This window comes from Pontixanthobacter gangjinensis, from assembly GCF_009827545.1.
GTDB lineage: Bacteria > Pseudomonadota > Alphaproteobacteria > Sphingomonadales > Sphingomonadaceae > Pontixanthobacter > Pontixanthobacter gangjinensis.
Map to the genome: position 1 here is coordinate 722,551 of NZ_WTYS01000001.1, position 18,189 is coordinate 740,739.

The window sequence follows — 18,189 nt, forward strand, 5'->3', positions numbered from 1 at the left end:
GCATCGACAGCGCGCGCGACGCGCCGGGAAGAGGATGGGCCTGTCAGGCTCAGAGATCGAACTCCGTCACCAATGGTACATGATCGGATGGCTTTTCCCAGCCGCGGCAATCCTCATGGACCGTATGGCTAGTGGCCTTTGCTGCGAGCTCCGGCGATGCCCACATATGGTCAAGCCGCCGCCCGCGATCGCCTGTACGGTAATCTTTCGAGCGATAGCTCCACCAGCTGAAATACCGCTCCGGATCCCGGATGAATTCGCGCCCAACATCGACCCAGCCATGTGCATCTTGGAAGCGCTTGAGCACTTCTACTTCCAAAGGCGTGTGGCTGACGACCTTGAGCAACTGTTTGTGGCTCCACACGTCGCTTTCGAGCGGTGCAATGTTGAAGTCGCCAACGATCAAAGTCGGGCGTGCAATCTTGCCCGCCCAATCGGTCATTCGGCCCAGAAAATCGAGCTTTTGACCGAATTTGGGATTTTGTTCGCGGTCTGGAATATCGCCGCCAGCAGGGACATAGACATTTTCGATCACCATATCCTGACCCGCGCCGGTCAGCTCAACACCGACATGGCGCGCCTCACCATTATCCTGCCAATCATGACGGCTGAATTCCTTCATCGGTATGCGGCTGACGGTCGCGACACCATGGTATCCCTTTTGCCCATGGACCGCGTGGTGGGTGTAACCCAGCGCATTGAAAGCCTCGAACGGGAAGGTCTCCTCAACCGTCTTGATTTCTTGAAGACACAAAACATCGGGCGCTTGTTCTGTCAGGAACTGCGCGACAATCGGCATACGAAGGCGGACGGAATTGATATTCCAAGATGCAACTGAAACCATGCGAACGCGATAAGGGCGCGAGGTCGCGCTGTCCATTGGCGCTTTCATGTGCCCATCAATTGGACCAGCCGGCGGGCGCAATATGACCGATAAAAAACCCTCGCGCCGGGGGCATTGGCACGAGGGTTTCCTATTAGCGTTCGTCACGCTTTGTAGAACGGCCGTATCGAAGACTAAGGCAACAGGGGGGTAAACCTTGCTCCGGCCGCTTTACGATGTAAAATTACGCCATGCTTGCTGTCTAAGCAATGAACGAACCTTCTCAGCCCGTCCTATTATCCAAACGGTGTGTCGGTGAACCGTTTAACGGGGGCGACGTGTGGTGCGGCGCGGATCGCGATAAGTGAAAGCCTTATCCGCCACTGCAATACCGTAACGATGATTCGTCAGCCGGACAGTAGTCCGGTGATTTTGCGAATCGAGTGCTACCCAACTGGCCAATTGCAGCCCGCCGGGTGAAGATGCGCTGCGGGTGAAAATAAGGGTAATAACACCAAACTCCGGGCGGCTCTTATCGCGGACTTCAACGCTGACCACGTTGGAATTGCTGGTTGGAACCAACTTGCCATATTTGCCAATATCACGTTTCGGATCGAGCAATGCGCCAAGCGGAGAATTGCTAATCGGCCAGCGCTGCACCTGATTGACCCCATAATCAATCCAAGTCAGCGATTTACCATTGGATACGAGCAGCAGCGGAACGCCGTCCTGATATTGAAATCGGATTTTGCCAGGCTGCTTTAGAGTCATGACCCCCTTAACGCTTTGCCCCTGCCGGTCGGTCTCCGTGAAATTGGCCTTCATGGTTGTGATACCGCGCAAGGCGGCCACGGCCCTGTCTAAATCGCCTTGAGCCGCGGCAACGGGAGCCGCAGGAGCAATAAGCGTAGCGGGTGCGGCAATGCCAAGGACCAGAGCACCGGCAAATGCGGCGCGAAGTGGTTTGCGAGCGAGATATGTCTTCATGTTCATATAACCTATTTAACGCCGCAGCGTTGAACAGTCACTGAACTAATGCAGGGTCCGGCGTTCATCCGGACGCCATCATTATTTGATTTTGGCTTCCTTGAACTCGACATGCTTGCGCACGACGGGATCATATTTGCGGAAGGACATCTTTTCGGTGATGTTCCGTGGGTTCTTTTTGGTCGTGTAGTAGAAGCCCGTGTCTGCAGTCGAGACGAGCTTGATCTTGACGGTTGCTGGCTTCGCCATGACGTAATCCTAAAAAGCGCTGAGGCCCGAATCGGGCTGAAAAATAACACAGGCCTCGTCCAAAATCCTTGGAGCAGGCCCTTCAAGCCGCGCGCATTGGGGTAACAGGCAAAAAATGTCAAGCATTCTGGGTTACCAGAACTGCAGTCGCATTGCCGGCGGCAACCGCCTACCAATCCACCTTACCCCGACCGGCTTTGATCGTGCCGCGGTTCTTCTTGGCCTTGATGCGTTTTTCTTTGCCAATTCGGTTCACCCGGCTTTTCTTGCGCAATTTGGGTTCCTTATGTGCGGCTTCGAGCAATTGGATCATCCGGCCCCGCGCATCATCGCGATTGGCCTCTTGCGTGCGATAATTGCGCGCGGTCAGAACAATCTCGCCCTTGGAGGTCATTCGGGTTCCGGCAAGTGTCTTTAGCCGGCCGAACACCGGCGGGCTAAGCCGCAAGGCAAAGACATTAAGCCGCAGTTGGACTGCGGTTGCGACTTTATTGACATTCTGGCCGCCCGGGCCCGAGCTCGCGATGAAGCTTTCCTCAGCTATCCGAAGCGCTTCAGCGATAGTTTCATCCATCACTAAACCCGAATGCAAGGAAATCGGCCGGCATTGGCGCGATGCCTTCGATCGCAGGTTTTCCGCTGCGTTCCACTGTAATGGCTGCGGCGTGCAGCATAGTTCGCCTTGCTCCAGCGTTTTCGCCATGGACCGGCCCGTAAACCGGGTCGCCAAGCAGTGGCACACCAAGCCCGGCCTCGGCATGGATACGGATTTGATGCGTGCGGCCCGTTTCCGGACGGAATTCTATCAGCGAATTGCCTCCTTCAACGGCAAGCACTTTCCAATGGGTGACCGATGGCTTGCCATCGACGTCACGGACCATTCGCCACCCCTTTTCAGCGCTGCTGATTTTGGCAAGCGGGATATCAATTGTGCCCTCGCTTTCAGCCAGTTCGCCGCCGATAATACCGAGATAACGTTTTGAGACGAGCCGTTCCTCGAATGCCCTTGCAAAGCGCTTAACTGCCTTGGGGTTGCGCGCGAGGAGCAAGCAGCCGGAGGTGTCAGTATCCAGCCGGTGGACGGCAACTGGTGCACGGTGGAAACCGAGCTTCAACCCTTCATAATAATCAGCCAAACAGGTGCCGCCATTGCGCGGAGGGTCAACTGGCAATCCAGCTGGCTTGTCGACCACCAAGGCTTCGCCATCTTCGAACACGATTGGTATGCGGGCAAGGACGGGGGGATTAATCATGGCTTCAGTCTTCCAGGGATGAGGCCGCGCACTGCATTTCCCAGCAGGAAGCCATTTTCAAGATCGTTCAATTTCAAATCATCTTCGCGCGCTTTACCACATTCCAGCAGCGAGCGGCGATAAACCCCTGGCAGCAAGCCGAGCGCGGCGGGCGGGGTCAGCAAGATTCCGCCCCTCTCGACAAAAACATTGCTCCAGCTGCCTTCGGTGATCCGGCCATCATCATGCACAAGAATGGCCTCCCGCGCGCCTTCCACATCTGCCACGGCCAAGGCGTCCTGATAAAAACCCCGGTCGGTGGTTTTGTGACGCAATCGCCAATCGCCCGGGTCAACCGGTATCGGCAATGCGATGCATTCGAAAATATCGGGATTGGCGGCCGGTAAATCGGATGTTGTCAGCGAAATGGCTCCGCTGCGGGCAGCAAGTAAGCGGACCTTGGCCGGACGCTCAAGCTCGAAACAAAGCGCATGAATCTGGTTGCGCGCCGAATGCCGGTCAAACGAAAATCCGAGTTCGGATGCGCTGTGCTTGATACGTTCGAGATGCAGTTCGAGCAGCTCAATGCCCAGTTCAGGGTCGAACCGCATCGTTTCAATCAAATCAAATTGGGCGGCAGTATGGGACGGGGAACTTTGCCGGACAAAGCTGCCTTTCAATATTGATTCGCGCCATTCATCCATTGCTTTGCTGTCCGCAACAATCGCCGATCCGACACCAAGCACCGCATCGCCTTGATCATTTTCGATTGGCGTCAGCCGCAAGGTCCGAATCGCCACGTTAAATGCGGCATTTCCGGTCGCATCAATCCGGCCAATCGCGCCGCAATATGCACCCCTTGCATCGCGCTCTACCTCGCCAATCAATTCCATTGCGCGGATTTTGGGCGCTCCGGTAATCGAGCCGCAGGGGAAGATTGCTCGGATCAAATCGGTTGCACTTTTGCCATCTTGCAAAGTGGCACGCACGGTTGATACCATCTGGTGCACCGTGGGGTAACTTTCGACCGCGAACGGCGCATCGACTTGGACGCTACCGGCCTCGGCAACGCGCGACAGATCGTTGCGCATCAAATCGACGATCATCAAATTTTCGGCTTTGTCTTTAACCGAATTAGCCAATTCGTCTGCCAATGCAGCATCTTCGGCCTCATTCTGCCCGCGCGGCCGAGTGCCCTTCATCGGCTTGACCTTAGCCGCGCCATCTTGGAGCGAGAAAAACAATTCGGGCGACAGGCTGAGCAGCCAATGGGCCCCGTCGAAGATGATCCCGCCATATCCGGCCATGGCAGAGGGGCGCAGCGCGGAATAAAGCGCAATTGGATCCCCGCGATAGGAGCCAGCCAATGGGAAAGTCAGATTGGCCTGATAGATGTCGCCGCCGCGAATGGCATCCTGCAGCGAGTCAAAAGCCGCGGCATACCCGCCCGGCGTAATTTGCGGATCAAGCGGCCCGATTGAAGCCTCGGCAGAGCCCTCTCCGCCCGATTGATCTGACAGCCATTGTTCGACCTGCGATGGTTCCATGGTTTGCGCCGCATCGAACAAGCCAAGCCAAACAAGCGGCCCGTTTGCCCCTGCGCGCGCTTCGGCCAGTTCCATCAATTTGGGTTCAAGCGCCAATCCGGCCTCATAGGCAATAAAACCTGCCAATACGCCGCCTGTTTCGCGGCGTGCGTTGTCCGCCGCTTCGAGAATCCCGTCTACCTCGGATGCCCGCCGCGCAATAAAAATCCGCTGCGGACTCTCGAACAAATGCGCATCTGCCGCGCCGTTTGCGCGTGCATCATCAAGCAGGACAAAGGGTTGCCGGTCGGCCATCTGGGCAGCCATAGCCTGTGTGGCGCGCAAGTCGAGATACTTGACCGCATACGCTTGGCTACGCCACAGCCCCAAACAAGAAATTTGTATGAGAATTTCATAATAATTAGGGTCGGAGTACGGTTGCAATGGGTACGATTTTTCTTGGGCTTGGCGCCAATGGCGAAAACCAGTCGCTCGATTTGGGCCGTTCAAACCGGCACGGCCTCATTGCGGGGGCAACCGGCACGGGTAAGACCGTAACGCTTCAGGGCCTTGCCGAAAGCTTCTCTGCCAATGGCGTTCCGGTGTTTGTCGCCGATGTGAAGGGTGATCTGGCGGGTATTTCAATGCCCGGTTCGTCCACCTTCAAACATGCCGACAAACTTGAGGGACGCGCCAAAGAATTGGGTATGGATGATTATGCGTACTCCGACAATCCGGCAATCTTCTGGGACCTTTACGGCGAACAAGGTCACCCGATCCGCACCACTGTAAGCGAGATGGGGCCGCTGTTGCTCGCCCGGCTATTGGACTTGAATGACACGCAAGAAGGCGTGTTGCAGATCGTGTTCCGCTATGCTGACGAAAACGGTTTGTTGCTTCTGAACTTTGAAGATCTGCAATCTATGCTGATGTATGCGTCGCAAAACGCGAAGGAACTATCGTCCAAATATGGCAATGTCAGCAAGCAAAGCGTTGGCGCGATCCAGCGCCAATTGCTGAGTTTCGAGAGCCAGGGCGCTGACAAATTCTTTGGCGAGCCAGCGCTTGAAATCGACGATTTCATCCAAACAGACGAACAAGGCCGCGGTTATATCAATGTGCTGGCAGCCGATAAATTGATGCGCAGCCCAAAACTGTATGCGACATTCCTGCTATGGCTGCTCGCCGAATTGTTCGAAACACTGCCTGAAGTGGGCGATCCGGAAAAACCCAAGCTGGTATTCTTCTTCGATGAAGCACATTTGCTGTTCGATGATGTGCCGAAGGCGCTGGAAGACAAGATCGAGCAGGTCGTACGGCTCATCCGGTCCAAAGGTGTCGGTGTGTTTTTTGTGACGCAGAACCCGGTCGATATTCCCGAAGAAGTTGCAGGCCAGTTGGGTAACCGCGTGCAGCATGCGCTGCGGGCCTTCACGCCAAAGGATCAAAAAGCCATCAAGGCCGCCGCCGATACATTCCGGATCAATCCGGACCTCGATGTTGCCGAAGCCATTACCGAGTTACGCGTGGGTGAGGCTCTCGTTTCGACTCTGATGGACGATGGAGCCCCGTCAATTGTCCAGCGCACCCTGATCAAACCACCGCGCAGCCGGCTTGGCCCGATAACCGCGAAAGAACGGGCAATCATAAAATCGATTAGCCCGGTAGACGGCAAATATGACACCGAAGTTGACCGCGATAGCGCCGAAGAGGTGTTGCTCGCAAAAGCCGCAGATGCGGCTGAAACCGCCAAAGAGGTCGAGGAGAAGGGTGAGGCAGAAGTGGGCAAACGCCCGCGTAAAACCCAGTCGATGTGGGAGAAAGCGGGCAAGGCCGCTACGTCAGCTGTTGCAAGTTCTGCGGCTACAGTGCTGGCTGCGAAGTTGACCGGCCGCAAATCCCGTTCTGACCCGACCACACGCGGTGTTACTGCTGCGGTCGGTTCGATCGCAACCAGTCTGGGCGGCGGAATGATGGGGCAGTTCGCCCGTAATCTAATTGGCGGGCTGATGCGCTAAACAGCGCTGTGCCCGCTAATGGGCAACCGGATTTCAGCGCGCAAGCCGCCCTCTTCACGGTTTGCAAGGACGAGTGTTCCGCCATGCTGTTCGGCAATTGCGCGGGCCAGGGTCAGGCCGAGTCCAGCGCCGCCAGTATCACGGTTGCGCGATGCCTCCCCTCTGGTGAATGGTTCCAGCATGGCAGCAATCTGGTTTTCCGGAATGCCGGGGCCATTATCGTCGACGCGGATTGTGATCGTATCGCCATCGCGCAGCAGGGCAATTTCAGCGCCGCCGCCATACCGAACTGCATTGCCGACGAGATTGCGTAAACCGCGCTTGAGCCAAGTGACATAAACGGGATGGGTTATCTTTTCGATGTGTCCCGCAGCAACCGGCTGGCCCATATCTTCGAATTCTTCGGCGACAGACATTACCAGAGCGCCCAATTGCGCTTTTTCTGCTGGCTCGGCTGATTTTCCGACACGGGCAAGAGAGAGAATGTCATCGAGTGACTGGGTAATATCCTCAATCGACTCCGCCATTTTGCCGCGCTCATTCTCATTTTCGACACTTTCGATGCGCACACGCAGCGCAGCCAGGGGTGTCTTGAGATCATGTCCGATAGCACCGAGCATGACGTCCTTTTCGTCGAGCAAGGCGGCAATCCGCGATTGCATGGCATTATGTGCAGAAATCAATCGCCGAACATCTTCTGGACCTTCGGGAGGAAGCGGTGTGCCTGAACTGATGCCATGACCAAAGTCCTCGGTCCGCTTGGTCAAAGCCGCCAGTGGTTTTGTAATCCGCCGCAAGAGAAGAAAATGCAGTCCGACCAGAAGCAAGTAGATCAGTAAGGTCTGGGCAATGATCGTTTGCATTGCGCCCTTTTGAGGATGGGGGAATAGAACACGTGCAACACGCCATTGTTGTTCGCCGGGCGAGCGCAGGCCGACGACAATCAGGTCGGAATCCATTGCGTTGCCGTCTGCCAAACGCTTCAACAAACGCGGGTTGCTACGGATGAACTCATCGGTCTTTGCTTCGCGCCGGATTACTACCAAATCATCGGCGGCAATTCCTTGACCAGCGAGTATCGCTTCCAATTGCTGTTCGAGCCGTGGCTCGGTGATTTCGCCGTCAAGCAAGGGAGTGACTGGGCTGCTCTCGAGGCGGAATGCCCGTGGCGGCTGCCCTTGCGCGGCACGCAAGCGTCTTTCGCGGAGGCGCCCGTCACGCTGGCGATTTGCTTGCCTGCGCATTCTTCGGCTTTCACGCTCATCAGTGTTTTGGCCATTCTGGGCGCGCTCGTTACCCGGCGCCACCAAGCGAAATGCTGCGGCATTCAGCGCAATCTGCTCTCGGCGATTTTCCGAGGCGCGATAGAGTAACGTGGCAGAGATCGCCTGAGCCACCAGTAGTGCAAGCGCGACTGCGAGCAACATTTGGCCGAGCAGGCTCTTGGGCCACAATCGCATGGTCTAGCTCCGCGCTGCAGATTTGCGCAGTACATCGGCGGCGAAGCGATAGCCGCCGCCGCGCACCGTCTGGATATATTCGGGATTGCGGCTGTCTGCTTCGATCTTGCGGCGCAGGCGGCTAATCTGATTATCAACCGCTCGGTCGAATAAATGAGCCTCCCGGCCCTGAACCATGTCGAGCAGGCGATCACGGTCGAGCACTTGGCGGGGATGGTCGAGGAAGGCGCGAAGCAGCCGAAATTCCGCCGTAGAGATGGAAATCACGGCACCTTCGGGGTCGATCAATTTGCGTTTGAGCGGGTCTAGTTCCCATCCTTCAAAGGCATAGTTGGTATCGGCTTGTGGTTCGGCACCGTTGCGCGAAGCCCGGCGCAAAACCGAACGGATACGCGCAACCAATTCGCGTGGCTCGAAAGGTTTGACCAAATAGTCGTCAGCGCCGATTTCCAAACCGATAATCCGGTCAGTTGGTTCACCTTTGGCAGTCAGCAAAATCACCGGAAGATCGCGTGTCTCGGCCAAATGCCGGCATAGCGACAGGCCGTCCTCACCCGGCATCATGATGTCGAGCAGAACTAGGTCAGGTGTAAATTCGAGCAGCAGGCTGCGCGCTGCCGCTGCGCTCTCGGCATCGCGCACAATAAAACCCTGCCGCGCCAAATATTCGGCGAGAGACTCTCTCAAGCTGGCTTGATCATCCACCAGCAGCAATGTGATAGGCGCGGTATCGGTCATTATTCCGATACCACGCCTAGACGGTCACAGGTTTGGCAAGCAAGCGCCATTGGGTGCGCGCTTAGTTGCTCTGGCGTTCTGCCCGGCGTGCAGTGCGGCGTTCTTGATGCTGGCTGCGCATTTCAGCGCGTGCTGCCTGACGTTCTGTTTCGGAAATCTGGCCGTCATTATTGGCATCGGCTTTCTGGAACCGTGCTGCGACCGCCGCATTAAATTCGGCCCGGCTTACAGACTTGTCGCCATCGGTGTCAGCTTGACGGAGCATCGCCATGGCGCGGTTGCCCCGTCGGCCACCGCGTCCAGCCTGATCGCCGCCGCGTTTGCCGCGCCGTTCGGCACGCTCGCCGCCGCGATTAACCCGTCGCTCTGCACGTGCTTCACGCGCGGCGTTCATTTCGGTTTGCGAGACCCCGCCGCTATTGTCGGTGTCGAGCTCTTCGAACCGGCCTTCGCGGCGCCCGGCTCGCTTTGCTATCCGCTCTTCGCGGGCCGCGGTCATTTCGGCTTGGGTCACTTCGCCGTTTGAATCGGCATCCATCTTGGCAAAGCGCGCTACATTGCGGGCTTCGCGGTCTGCTGAATTGATTGCGCCATCATTATTGGCGTCCATTCGGGCGAATGTTTTGGCAGCATGATCATTATGTTCGGCCAAGGTTACAATCTTGTCGCCATTTGCGTCCGGCCCATGATTGCCGCCATGATGCGCTGCAAAAGCGGTGCCGCCTGCCAGCGCAATTGCAGCTGCAGTCATGGACAAAGTCATTTTCTTGCTAAGTTTACGCATTTTATATTCTCCAATCGCGAAAGATTGAGCTGCGGCGGCGACGTTCAGGGGGAGGGGGTAGTAGATGCCTCCGCAACTCGTGATACCTTTCTAGCGGCTGATTGTCGCACGAATATCCCGCAAAAGGGCAGAATTGTCGCACTTTGTCGCATAATTCAAAGGGCGTTCATACGTGCGCAAGCCGATTGTAGATGTGTGTGTTCCCGCTTAGCGAGATCGATGTTCGGTTCCTTGGCCGGCTGTTATAAAGATTGCCTCGGCTGGCCCCACAATATCTGCAGTATGCCAAATGCCGGCGGGATTGATTGCATATTCACCAGCCGCCAGCGCTATTGTTTGCTGGCCATCATTTGTCTCTTGGATCAAAACTATTGAGCCGGAGATACAGATCACCATTTCGCTACCGACAGGATGCATTTCCCACACATCCCAGCTTTCCGTGAAGCGGTGCAAGCTAACCAAACGCCCCTCTGCACCATCGCTTGCGTTCCGCTGGCCATAGGCTTTGTACCAATCCATACCGCTGAAGGCTGGTTGCACCTCTGACGTCGCGCCGAGCCCTAAATGGGCCCAGTTTTCAGCCAACTTATGCGGCCCATTCATGATATTCCCCGTAGCTATTCTATAGCGAAAATCACTTCGTCATGGTGAAGACATTCAGCTTGTTGCCATCTGGATCGCGGAAATATCCCGCATAGAAACCATCATCACCGCGCGGTCCGGGCTCGCCTTCGTCGCTGCCGCCATTGGCGATTGCAGCGTCATAAACCGCTTTGACCTTGTCGGTGCTATCCACTTGTAGCGCAGCCATCGTGCCGTTGCCGACTGTGGCTTTTTCGCCGTCAAACGGTTTGGTCGCGGCGATTCCTGGGGCGCCGCCCATTTCACCCCAAGCAATGAAAGTGTCGAATTCCATCATCCGGCCAACGCCCATTACCTTGGCAATCGCATCATAAAATGCGGCCGCGCGCGGCAGATCATTGGTTCCTAGCGTCACATATCCCAGCATCATATTTCTCCCATTTGCGACTCGCAACAGAAGAACATTACTAGAACATAGTGCGAGTCACAAGTGGGGCATCATATTGGAGCGCAAGCGTTGTTGAGCCAAGCCAGCGCATCACCTTCCAAGTGCGGCGCGAGGGTTTCGCGGGTCTTGGCGTGGTAATCATTCCACCACTGCTTTTCCTCCGAAGTCAGCAGTGACAGATCGAGCATATTGCGCGCCATCGGCACCCAAGTCAGATTCTCGAAGCCGAGATAGCGGCCTTCAGCTCCTTCGATTTCGCGTTTTTCAACCAGAACTAGGTTCTCGATGCGAATGCCAAATTCGCCGGTTTTATAATAGCCCGGCTCGTTCGAAAGAATCATTCCGGCGAACAATTCCTGATGTGTGCCTGCCTGTCCTGCGGTAGGTTTGGCTATCCGCTGCGGCCCCTCATGCACGGCGAGGAAACTGCCGACACCGTGGCCTGTGCCGTGCGCATAATCGACACCCGCTTCCCACAGATATTGGCGGGCAAAGGCGTCCAATTGCGCGCCATTGGTGCCCTGCGGGAAGATAGCGCGGGCAATCTGGATATGCCCTTTGAGTACGCGGGTGAAGCGGTCGCGCACTTCGGCGGTGGGTTCTGATTTGTTGCCTGGTCCGGCAATCCACACGGTGCGGGTAATGTCGGTCGTGCCATCAAGATATTGCCCGCCTGAATCGCATAGAAATACGCTGCCGGGCTCGATATCCCGATTGCTGTCTTCATCGACGCTGTAATGGCACAAGGCGCCGTTTGGACCGGAAGCAGAGATAGTGTCGAAGGATTGGTCTTTAAGAACGCCGGTCTGGTCACGGAATTCGCGCAATTTGGCTACTGCGCTGAGCTCAGTCTGGCCGCCTTTTGATGGTTCGTATGACAGCCAGTGGAGGAATTTTGCCACGGCTGCGCCATCCCGCGCCTGCGCATCGCGGTGCCCCTGCTGTTCAACAGGGTTCTTGATCGCTTTGGGCACAATCGCAGGATCGCGGATGGCAACAGGCGAAGCGCCGCCAGCTTCCAGCGCGTGATAGATCGCCGCGACACCATAATCAGGATCGACGGCAACAGTCTTGCCCGACAAGGTTCCGAGCGTGCCGGTGAAGTCAACTCGGTCACGAATGGTCACCGCATTGCCTAGGTGCTGTTCAAGCTCCGGTGTAATCTTTTCAGGTGCGATGAACAATTCGGCGGTCCCATCAGCATGCGCAATGAGGTAGGATAGTGCAACTGGCGTCCGGTCGACATCGCTGCCGCGAATGTTGAGCATCCAAGCAATAGAGTCGAGCGCAGAGATTACCGCCGCGTCAATCTCCTCGGCTTTCAGCCAGTCGGCGACTTGCGAGCGCTTTTCGGCGGAGGATTGGCCAGCATGTTCGTCGCCATGAATTACCGCAACAGCATTGGACGGCGCAGGGCGATCGGACCATACGGCGTCGACAGGATTGCTGTGCACCGCAACCAGCTTAGCGCCCTTTTTTGCAAGCGCGGCAGTCAGGCTGTCAGCCCAGCCTTTGGTATGGAGCCATGCGTCGTAACCAATTCGCGCACCCTTGGTGACATTGGCGGCGAGCCATTTTGCGTGGGTCGTTTCAAGCGACGATTGATACTCAAACAGATTGCCATCGACCTGGTCGCGGACCTGAATGGTATAGCGTCCATCGGTGAACATCGCCGCGCCGTGGAGCAAGACTATTGCACTGCCGGCTGATCCCGCAAAGCCGGTTAGCCACTCGAGCCGCTGGGCGTAACCGCCTACATATTCGGACATATGTTCGTCCGAAATCGGCACGACAAATCCGTCGAGCTTCTGCCGTCTAAGCTCTTCGCGAAGGGCGGAAAGGCGGGCCTCATGGGTTTGCATCAACATAGAATTGGTCCTGAATTGCAATCGGTGCCGGTCATGCTAGTTCCGGCAACTTAGTTTCAACTGAACCCATTACCATATTCGCCGTAATTCAAACAGGGACATCCGCCATGAGAATCACATCTGCAGCAGCAATTGCAATTGCAACAGCTACGATTGCCCCTGTGACATTGGCCACCCCGCTTTCTGCGCAGGATGCATCCCCAGCCGTTGCCAGCCCAACCAAGGACACCAGCTTGACCGAAAAAGCCATTCCCGCCCCGCCCGTCGCCGAAAAGCGCGAGCATAGCTACACGCATCATGACATTACCATTTCCGACCCGTATCATTGGCTGAAGGATCAATCCTATCCCAAGATCGATGATGAAGATGTGCTCGGTTATGTGAAAGCGGAAAACGCTTGGTTCGAGCAGGAAATGGCGGATCGCAAGCCTTTGGTCGATACGCTGTTTGAGGAGCTGAAAGGCCGCGTCAAAGAAGACGACAGTTCGGTTCCGCAGAAAGACGGCGACTGGATGTATTGGACCGAAGTTGCCGAGGGTAAGGAATACCGCCTGTGGTACCGTGAACCTGTCGCTGGTGGTGACAAGGAGTTGATGCTGGACGAAAACGCGCTGGCTGACGGCAAGGAATATTTCCGCCTCGGCACCTTCTCGGTCAGCGATAGCGGGCGTTATCTCGCCTATTCTTACGATGACAATGGCGCGGAACGGTACACGGGCCGAATCAAGGATTTGCAGACCGGCGATTTGCTCGACGATGTCATTCCCGAAACGCGCACCGGATTGGTTTGGGCGGCGAAAGACACGGTGCTGGTCTACGGTAAAGCCAATGAGAATTGGCGGGTTGATAATGTCCGTGTGCACACAATCGGCACTCCGGTTGAAGATGATGTGGAGATCTACACCGAGTCGGACATTGGTTTCAGCGTGGGCGCTGGCCTCTCGGCCGAGGAAGATTGGTTGATCATCGGCGCAGGCGACAATGAAACGAGCGAAGTCCGCTTGGTCCGCGCAGATAACCCCACTGGCGAACAGATTCTGGTGCGCGCGCGAGAGAAAGGCGTTGAATATTCGCTCGATATTCGCGGTGAGACTGTGTTCATCCACACCAATGACAATCACGTCAATTTCCGCCTTGCGACAGCCAAGCTTGCCGCGCCGGGTGAATGGACAACCAGCATCGCCGGGTCGGACGAGTTTTATCTGACCGGATTTGACCTGTTCAAGGATTTCTACGTGACCGAGGGCCGCCTAAACGGTCTCGATCAGGTGCAATTGCGGTCTTACGATGATGCGGCGAAAGTCACCCCGATTGTATTCCCGGAGGACAGCTATTCCGCAGGTCTGTCGAACAACCCCGAATATGATGTCGATACGCTGCGATTGACATACGAGAGCATGGTCACTCCCGATTCGGTTTATGATTACCGTCTGTCCGATGCGAAGCTGGAACTGCTCAAACAGCAGGAAATCCCGAGTGGCTATGACGCCTCGCTCTATGTCACTAAACGCGAAATAATCACCGGGCGTGATGGTACGCAGGTCCCGGTCAGCGTGGTCATGCGCAAGGACCGCGATGAAATGAATGGCGGACCAAGCGGGCCGCTGCATCTTTATGCTTATGGCGCTTACGGCTATGCCGTGCCGCCGGGCTTTTCCGCTTCGCGCCTCAGCCTGCTCGATCGCGGCATGGCGTACGGCATCGCGCATATTCGCGGCGGCGATGATCTGGGCCGCAACTGGTATCTCCAAGGCAAGATGAACGAGCGGTGGAACACCTATAATGACTTCGTCGATGTGGCGAAGGGGCTGGCGGCGCTTGGCTATACCGAAGAAGGGTCAATCAGCGCCAGCGGCGGTTCGGCTGGCGGCGAGTTGATGGGCGTGATCGTCAATACCAATCCACAGCTTTGGAAAGCCGTGGTGGCCGACGTTCCGTTCGTCGATGTGCTCAACACTATGCTCGACACCAGCCTACCACTGACTCCGGGCGAGTGGCCCGAATGGGGCAATCCGATCGAGAGTAAGCAGGCGTTTGCTTATATCCTCAGCTACAGCCCGTATGACCAAGTGATCGCACAGGATTATCCGCCGATGCTGGTCACTGCAGGTTTGAATGATCCGCGCGTGACATATTGGGAGCCTGCCAAATGGGTCGCCCGCTTGCGCGATATGAAGACCGACAATAACGAGCTGTTGCTTAAGACCAATATGGGCGCCGGCCATGGCGGCAAATCGGGGCGGTTTACCGCGCTGTATGAGGCGGCGGAGGAATATGCGTTCCTGCTGAGCCATCACGGGATTGATGAGTGAGTATCAAGGAAATCGGATGGACAGGGATCGGCGCACTGATTTGTGCGCTGGTTTCTCTTGCTCTGATCATCTCGCTTTATGTGGGAAACGGTGAAGTTCTTTTATATAGCTTTCCCGTTCAAGTTGTTGGCCTACTTCTTCTGGCAGTGTCGGCTTATAGATCTAGGCGATGGTGGTTGCTCATCGCATTACCTCCGCTGGCGTTTCCTCTGATAACTTGGCTTTTGATATTCTATTCTTGTTCGCAAGGCGATTGCTTTTGACCCAGCCCTTCCGCAAGATCTTCACCGCCGCGCCCGACCACATCGACGAGATGGGCCACGTCAACAATGCGGTGTGGGTCCAGTGGGTGCAGGATATGGCGACTGCGCACTGGGATGCAGTGGCTGACCCTGCGCATGCTGCCGAGTTTGTCTGGCTCGTGACCCGGCACGAGATCGACTATCGCGGCAATATTGCGGCGGGCGAAAGTGTGACGGGTGAAACCTGGATTCCGGGTGAGGCGAAGGGCGCACAATCGGCTCGCCGGGTCGACTTCACCAATGACGCTGGCAAAGTCATCGTATCGGCTAAAACCATGTGGGCTATGCTCCACCGCGAAACCGGACGGCTGGCACGAGTGCGGCCTGAAGTGATCGCACCTTTCATTGTAAACCATGAGTAATTCTATGACCGCTTCCGCCATTTTCCAGCCTTTAAAATTGCCCAATGGCAGCACGGTTGCCAATCGTCTGTGCAAGGCCGCGATGGAGGAAAACCTCGCCGAGCAACCCGGTCAATACCCTGGCGAGCGGCTGTTCGCGCTTTACCGCGCATGGGCCGAGGGAGGGGTCGGCATGATCCTGACCGGCAATGTCATGGTCAGCCCGTCTTCTCTGACAGGGCCGGGCGGCGTCGTGCTCGAAGCTGGCACTAATCTCGAACCATTTAGGCAATGGGCTGAAATCGGCAAAGCGGGCGGTGCGCAAATGTGGATGCAGATCAACCACACGGGCCGCCAGATGTATAAAAATTTGGGCGAAGAGGCGGTGTCGCCGTCGGACAAGGCGCTCGATTTGGGCAAGCTGTCTTCGCTCTTCGCCGAACCTCGCGCCTTGGAAGAGGCTGAGATAGAAGCGATCATCCAGCGATTCGTCGACACGGCGGCGCTTGCGGAGGAAGCCGGGTTTGACGGTGTTCAAATTCACTCGGCCCACGGATATCTTTCCAGCCAGTTCTTGTCTCCGTTGACCAATCAACGGACGGACCAATGGGGAGGCAGTCTGGAGAACCGTGCACGTTTCCTGCTGTCGATTGTCGAGCGGGTTCGCCAAAAAGTGAAGCTGTCTTTTGGCGTTTCGGTGAAGCTCAATTCGGCCGATTTCCAAAAGGGTGGTTTTGAGTTTGAAGATGCGCGCCAAGTGGTCGAATGGCTTGGTGGTCACGGCGTCGATTACGTCGAATTGTCGGGCGGCTCTTATGAAAGCCCTGCTATGACCGGCTCGGGGACCGGCTCGGGGACAGGTTCGGGGACAGGAACCGAATCTGGCACATCGACTGGAAAGCGCGAAGCTTATTTCATCCAGTTCGCCCGAGACATCGCCAAGGTCGCCGAAATGCCGATAATGGTAACTGGCGGGATCACCAAACGCGCAGTCGCAGAGGATGCGCTGGCGCATGATGCGGCGGGGTTTGGTGTGGAGTTGCTGGGTATTGCCCGTGCCATGGCGTTCAATCCTGATTTGCCCAATGATTGGCGGGCGGGCCGTTCGCTCGAATTCGAAATGCCCGCGCCGACATGGTCGAACACCACATTTGCAGGACTTGCGACCATGGCTATCACCAAAGCGCAAATGGAACTGATGGCTCAGGGCAAGCCGGTGAAGCCGGATGTCTCGCCAATCCGCGCCATGTTGGCTGACCAATGGCGCACCGCGCGGCGGGCCAGAAATTACCGCAAGTGGCGCGCCGGCTAAGCCGCTGTTAGCTGGCTAGGACGTCTGCCACCGAGAGATACTCATAGCCTAATTCGTCCGCGACTGCTTTATACGTCACTTTGCCAGCGTGGACATTGAGCCCTTCGGCAAGATGTGGGTCGCGGCGCATCGCTTCTTTCCAGCCATCGCGGGCCATTCGCAAGGCGTGCGGCAAAGTCACATTGTTGAGCGCATAAGTGCTGGTCCGCGCGACCGCACCGGGCATATTGGCGACGCAATAATGGACGATCCCGTCAACGGTGTAGGTCGGGTCGGCGTGAGTGGTCGCTTTCGACGTTTCGAAACAGCCGCCTTGGTCAATCGCAACATCGACCAGCACGGCGCCAGGCTTCATTTCTTTCAACAATTCGCGGGTGATGAGTTTCGGCGCAGCAGCACCGGGGATCAGTACCGCGCCAATAACCAAATCGGCTTGACGTACGGCGTCTTCCAGATTGGTCTTGTTGGAAAACCGCGTGCTGGCGCGTGCCTCAAAAAATGTGCCGACTTTCTCAAGCACTTCGGGATCGCGGTCGAGAATTTCGACATCGCCGCCGAGGCCAACCGCCATTTGTGCGGCGTTAAAGCCGACCACACCGCCGCCAATAACCACCACTTTGCCGGGAAGAACACCGGGTACGCCGCCAATCAACACACCGCGTCCGCCATGCGCTTTCTCCAAAGCCGTCGCGCCTGCTTGAATGCTCATCCGGCCTGCGACTTGGCTCATCGGCTTTAGCAGCGGCAAGCTGCCATTCGCGCCAGTTACGGTTTCATAGGCAATCGCGGTAACGCCCGATTTGACCAGATCTGCGGTTTGTTCGGGGTCGGGGGCGAGGTGAAGATAGGTGTACAGCAATTGGCCTTCGCGCAATTTGGCGCGTTCAACAGCTTGCGGCTCTTTTACCTTAACCACCATTTCGCATTCGGCAAAAATCGGATCGGGGCCATCGACAATCTTCGCGCCTGCATCACGGTATTCGGCATCGGTCGCGCCAATCCCGAGGCCAGCGCCGCTTTCAATCCAAAGATCATGCCCGTTTGACGCAAGTTCACGCACACTCTCCGGCGTTAATCCGACACGGTATTCGTGATTCTTGATCTCTGCTGGGCAACCGATACGCATGGAATGTCTCCTTATGCAGACTAGTTACAAGTGAAACGATAATCGGGCAAGCGAAGTTCTTGGCCATGGCCTCGCCAAAGC

17 protein-coding genes are annotated in these 18,189 nt (G+C 56.5%); 4 read left to right on the forward strand and 13 right to left on the reverse strand.

Annotated features, from left to right (window positions below):
• Nucleotides 1-49 precede the first annotated feature (49 nt).
• The 6 genes from xth to pabB all read right to left on the reverse strand — a co-directional run bounded on the left by xth (nt 50) and on the right by pabB (nt 5,132).
• On the reverse strand, nt 50-844 hold the full coding sequence (xth, locus tag GRI36_RS03410) for an exodeoxyribonuclease III (RefSeq protein ID WP_160599022.1): 795 nt from the start codon (nt 842-844) through the stop codon (nt 50-52).
• A gap of 303 nt (nt 845-1,147) precedes the next feature.
• On the reverse strand, nt 1,148-1,816 hold the full coding sequence (locus GRI36_RS03415) for a LolA family protein (protein ID WP_160597195.1): 669 nt from the start codon (nt 1,814-1,816) through the stop codon (nt 1,148-1,150).
• A gap of 75 nt (nt 1,817-1,891) precedes the next feature.
• A complete protein-coding gene (rpmG, locus tag GRI36_RS03420) occupies nt 1,892-2,059 on the reverse strand; it encodes a 50S ribosomal protein L33 (RefSeq protein ID WP_160597196.1) in 168 nt (55 codons plus the stop codon).
• Nucleotides 2,060-2,228: 169 nt separating this feature from the next.
• A complete protein-coding gene (arfB, locus tag GRI36_RS03425; protein WP_160597197.1) occupies nt 2,229-2,633 on the reverse strand; it encodes an alternative ribosome rescue aminoacyl-tRNA hydrolase ArfB in 405 nt (134 codons plus the stop codon).
• Nucleotides 2,626-3,312 (reverse strand): RluA family pseudouridine synthase, encoded by a 687-nt coding sequence (locus tag GRI36_RS03430; protein WP_160597198.1) that lies wholly within the window; start codon nt 3,310-3,312, stop codon nt 2,626-2,628. The genes arfB and GRI36_RS03430 overlap by 8 nt, the downstream gene beginning before the upstream one ends.
• Nucleotides 3,309-5,132, reverse strand: a complete 1,824-nt coding sequence (gene pabB, locus GRI36_RS03435) for an aminodeoxychorismate synthase component I (protein ID WP_160597199.1) — start codon at nt 5,130-5,132, stop codon at nt 3,309-3,311. Before pabB ends, GRI36_RS03430 begins: the two co-directional genes overlap by 4 nt.
• A gap of 128 nt (nt 5,133-5,260) precedes the next feature.
• Between pabB and GRI36_RS03440 the strand changes: the two genes are divergently transcribed.
• On the forward strand, nt 5,261-6,835 hold the full coding sequence (locus tag GRI36_RS03440) for a helicase HerA-like domain-containing protein (RefSeq protein WP_160597200.1): 1,575 nt from the start codon (nt 5,261-5,263) through the stop codon (nt 6,833-6,835).
• Here GRI36_RS03440 and GRI36_RS03445 read toward each other — a convergent pair.
• The 6 genes from GRI36_RS03445 to GRI36_RS03470 all read right to left on the reverse strand — a co-directional run bounded on the left by GRI36_RS03445 (nt 6,832) and on the right by GRI36_RS03470 (nt 12,715).
• Nucleotides 6,832-8,295, reverse strand: a complete 1,464-nt coding sequence (locus GRI36_RS03445; RefSeq protein ID WP_160597201.1) for an ATP-binding protein — start codon at nt 8,293-8,295, stop codon at nt 6,832-6,834. The genes GRI36_RS03440 and GRI36_RS03445 overlap by 4 nt on opposite strands.
• A gap of 3 nt (nt 8,296-8,298) precedes the next feature.
• Nucleotides 8,299-9,033, reverse strand: coding sequence for a response regulator (locus GRI36_RS03450; RefSeq protein WP_160597202.1), 735 nt, complete (start codon nt 9,031-9,033; stop codon nt 8,299-8,301).
• A gap of 61 nt (nt 9,034-9,094) precedes the next feature.
• Nucleotides 9,095-9,817 (reverse strand): EF-hand domain-containing protein, encoded by a 723-nt coding sequence (locus GRI36_RS03455; RefSeq protein WP_160597203.1) that lies wholly within the window; start codon nt 9,815-9,817, stop codon nt 9,095-9,097.
• A gap of 207 nt (nt 9,818-10,024) precedes the next feature.
• On the reverse strand, nt 10,025-10,420 hold the full coding sequence (locus GRI36_RS03460) for a cupin domain-containing protein (RefSeq protein WP_160597204.1): 396 nt from the start codon (nt 10,418-10,420) through the stop codon (nt 10,025-10,027).
• A 31-nt stretch (nt 10,421-10,451) separates the two neighbouring features.
• Nucleotides 10,452-10,826, reverse strand: coding sequence for a VOC family protein (locus tag GRI36_RS03465; protein WP_160599023.1), 375 nt, complete (start codon nt 10,824-10,826; stop codon nt 10,452-10,454).
• 71 nt (nt 10,827-10,897) lie between these two features.
• Nucleotides 10,898-12,715, reverse strand: coding sequence for an aminopeptidase P family protein (locus tag GRI36_RS03470; protein ID WP_160597205.1), 1,818 nt, complete (start codon nt 12,713-12,715; stop codon nt 10,898-10,900).
• A gap of 107 nt (nt 12,716-12,822) precedes the next feature.
• On the opposite strand from GRI36_RS03470, the gene GRI36_RS03475 reads away from it, so the two are divergent.
• The 3 genes from GRI36_RS03475 (at nt 12,823) to GRI36_RS03485 (ending at nt 16,982) form a co-directional block, all read left to right on the forward strand.
• Nucleotides 12,823-15,027, forward strand: a complete 2,205-nt coding sequence (locus GRI36_RS03475) for a S9 family peptidase (RefSeq protein WP_160597206.1) — start codon at nt 12,823-12,825, stop codon at nt 15,025-15,027.
• 259 nt (nt 15,028-15,286) lie between these two features.
• Nucleotides 15,287-15,691 (forward strand): acyl-CoA thioesterase, encoded by a 405-nt coding sequence (locus tag GRI36_RS03480; RefSeq protein ID WP_235902150.1) that lies wholly within the window; start codon nt 15,287-15,289, stop codon nt 15,689-15,691.
• Nucleotides 15,692-15,695: 4 nt separating this feature from the next.
• On the forward strand, nt 15,696-16,982 hold the full coding sequence (locus GRI36_RS03485) for an NADH:flavin oxidoreductase/NADH oxidase family protein (RefSeq protein ID WP_160597208.1): 1,287 nt from the start codon (nt 15,696-15,698) through the stop codon (nt 16,980-16,982).
• Nucleotides 16,983-16,989: 7 nt separating this feature from the next.
• On the opposite strand, the gene ald is transcribed toward GRI36_RS03485, so the two are convergent.
• Nucleotides 16,990-18,108: an alanine dehydrogenase gene (ald, locus tag GRI36_RS03490; protein ID WP_160597209.1), complete on the reverse strand. Its 1,119-nt coding sequence runs from the start codon at nt 18,106-18,108 to the stop codon at nt 16,990-16,992.
• Nucleotides 18,109-18,189: the final 81 nt, after the last annotated feature.

Coding starts and splice junctions, on each gene's coding strand:
- GRI36_RS03475 (WP_160597206.1), top strand. CDS start 12,823: ATGAGAATCACATCTGCAGCAGCAATTGCAATTGCAACAGCTACGATT.
- GRI36_RS03465 (WP_160599023.1), bottom strand. CDS start 10,826: ATGCTGGGATATGTGACGCTAGGAACCAATGATCTGCCGCGCGCGGCC.
- GRI36_RS03440 (WP_160597200.1), top strand. CDS start 5,261: ATGGGTACGATTTTTCTTGGGCTTGGCGCCAATGGCGAAAACCAGTCG.
- pabB (WP_160597199.1), bottom strand. CDS start 5,132: ATGGCCGACCGGCAACCCTTTGTCCTGCTTGATGATGCACGCGCAAAC.
- xth (WP_160599022.1), bottom strand. CDS start 844: ATGGTTTCAGTTGCATCTTGGAATATCAATTCCGTCCGCCTTCGTATG.
- GRI36_RS03450 (WP_160597202.1), bottom strand. CDS start 9,033: ATGACCGATACCGCGCCTATCACATTGCTGCTGGTGGATGATCAAGCC.
- GRI36_RS03445 (WP_160597201.1), bottom strand. CDS start 8,295: ATGCGATTGTGGCCCAAGAGCCTGCTCGGCCAAATGTTGCTCGCAGTC.
- arfB (WP_160597197.1), bottom strand. CDS start 2,633: ATGGATGAAACTATCGCTGAAGCGCTTCGGATAGCTGAGGAAAGCTTC.
- rpmG (WP_160597196.1), bottom strand. CDS start 2,059: ATGGCGAAGCCAGCAACCGTCAAGATCAAGCTCGTCTCGACTGCAGAC.
- GRI36_RS03430 (WP_160597198.1), bottom strand. CDS start 3,312: ATGATTAATCCCCCCGTCCTTGCCCGCATACCAATCGTGTTCGAAGAT.
- GRI36_RS03485 (WP_160597208.1), top strand. CDS start 15,696: ATGACCGCTTCCGCCATTTTCCAGCCTTTAAAATTGCCCAATGGCAGC.
- ald (WP_160597209.1), bottom strand. CDS start 18,108: ATGCGTATCGGTTGCCCAGCAGAGATCAAGAATCACGAATACCGTGTC.
- GRI36_RS03460 (WP_160597204.1), bottom strand. CDS start 10,420: ATGAATGGGCCGCATAAGTTGGCTGAAAACTGGGCCCATTTAGGGCTC.
- GRI36_RS03455 (WP_160597203.1), bottom strand. CDS start 9,817: ATGCGTAAACTTAGCAAGAAAATGACTTTGTCCATGACTGCAGCTGCA.
- GRI36_RS03470 (WP_160597205.1), bottom strand. CDS start 12,715: ATGTTGATGCAAACCCATGAGGCCCGCCTTTCCGCCCTTCGCGAAGAG.
- GRI36_RS03415 (WP_160597195.1), bottom strand. CDS start 1,816: ATGAACATGAAGACATATCTCGCTCGCAAACCACTTCGCGCCGCATTT.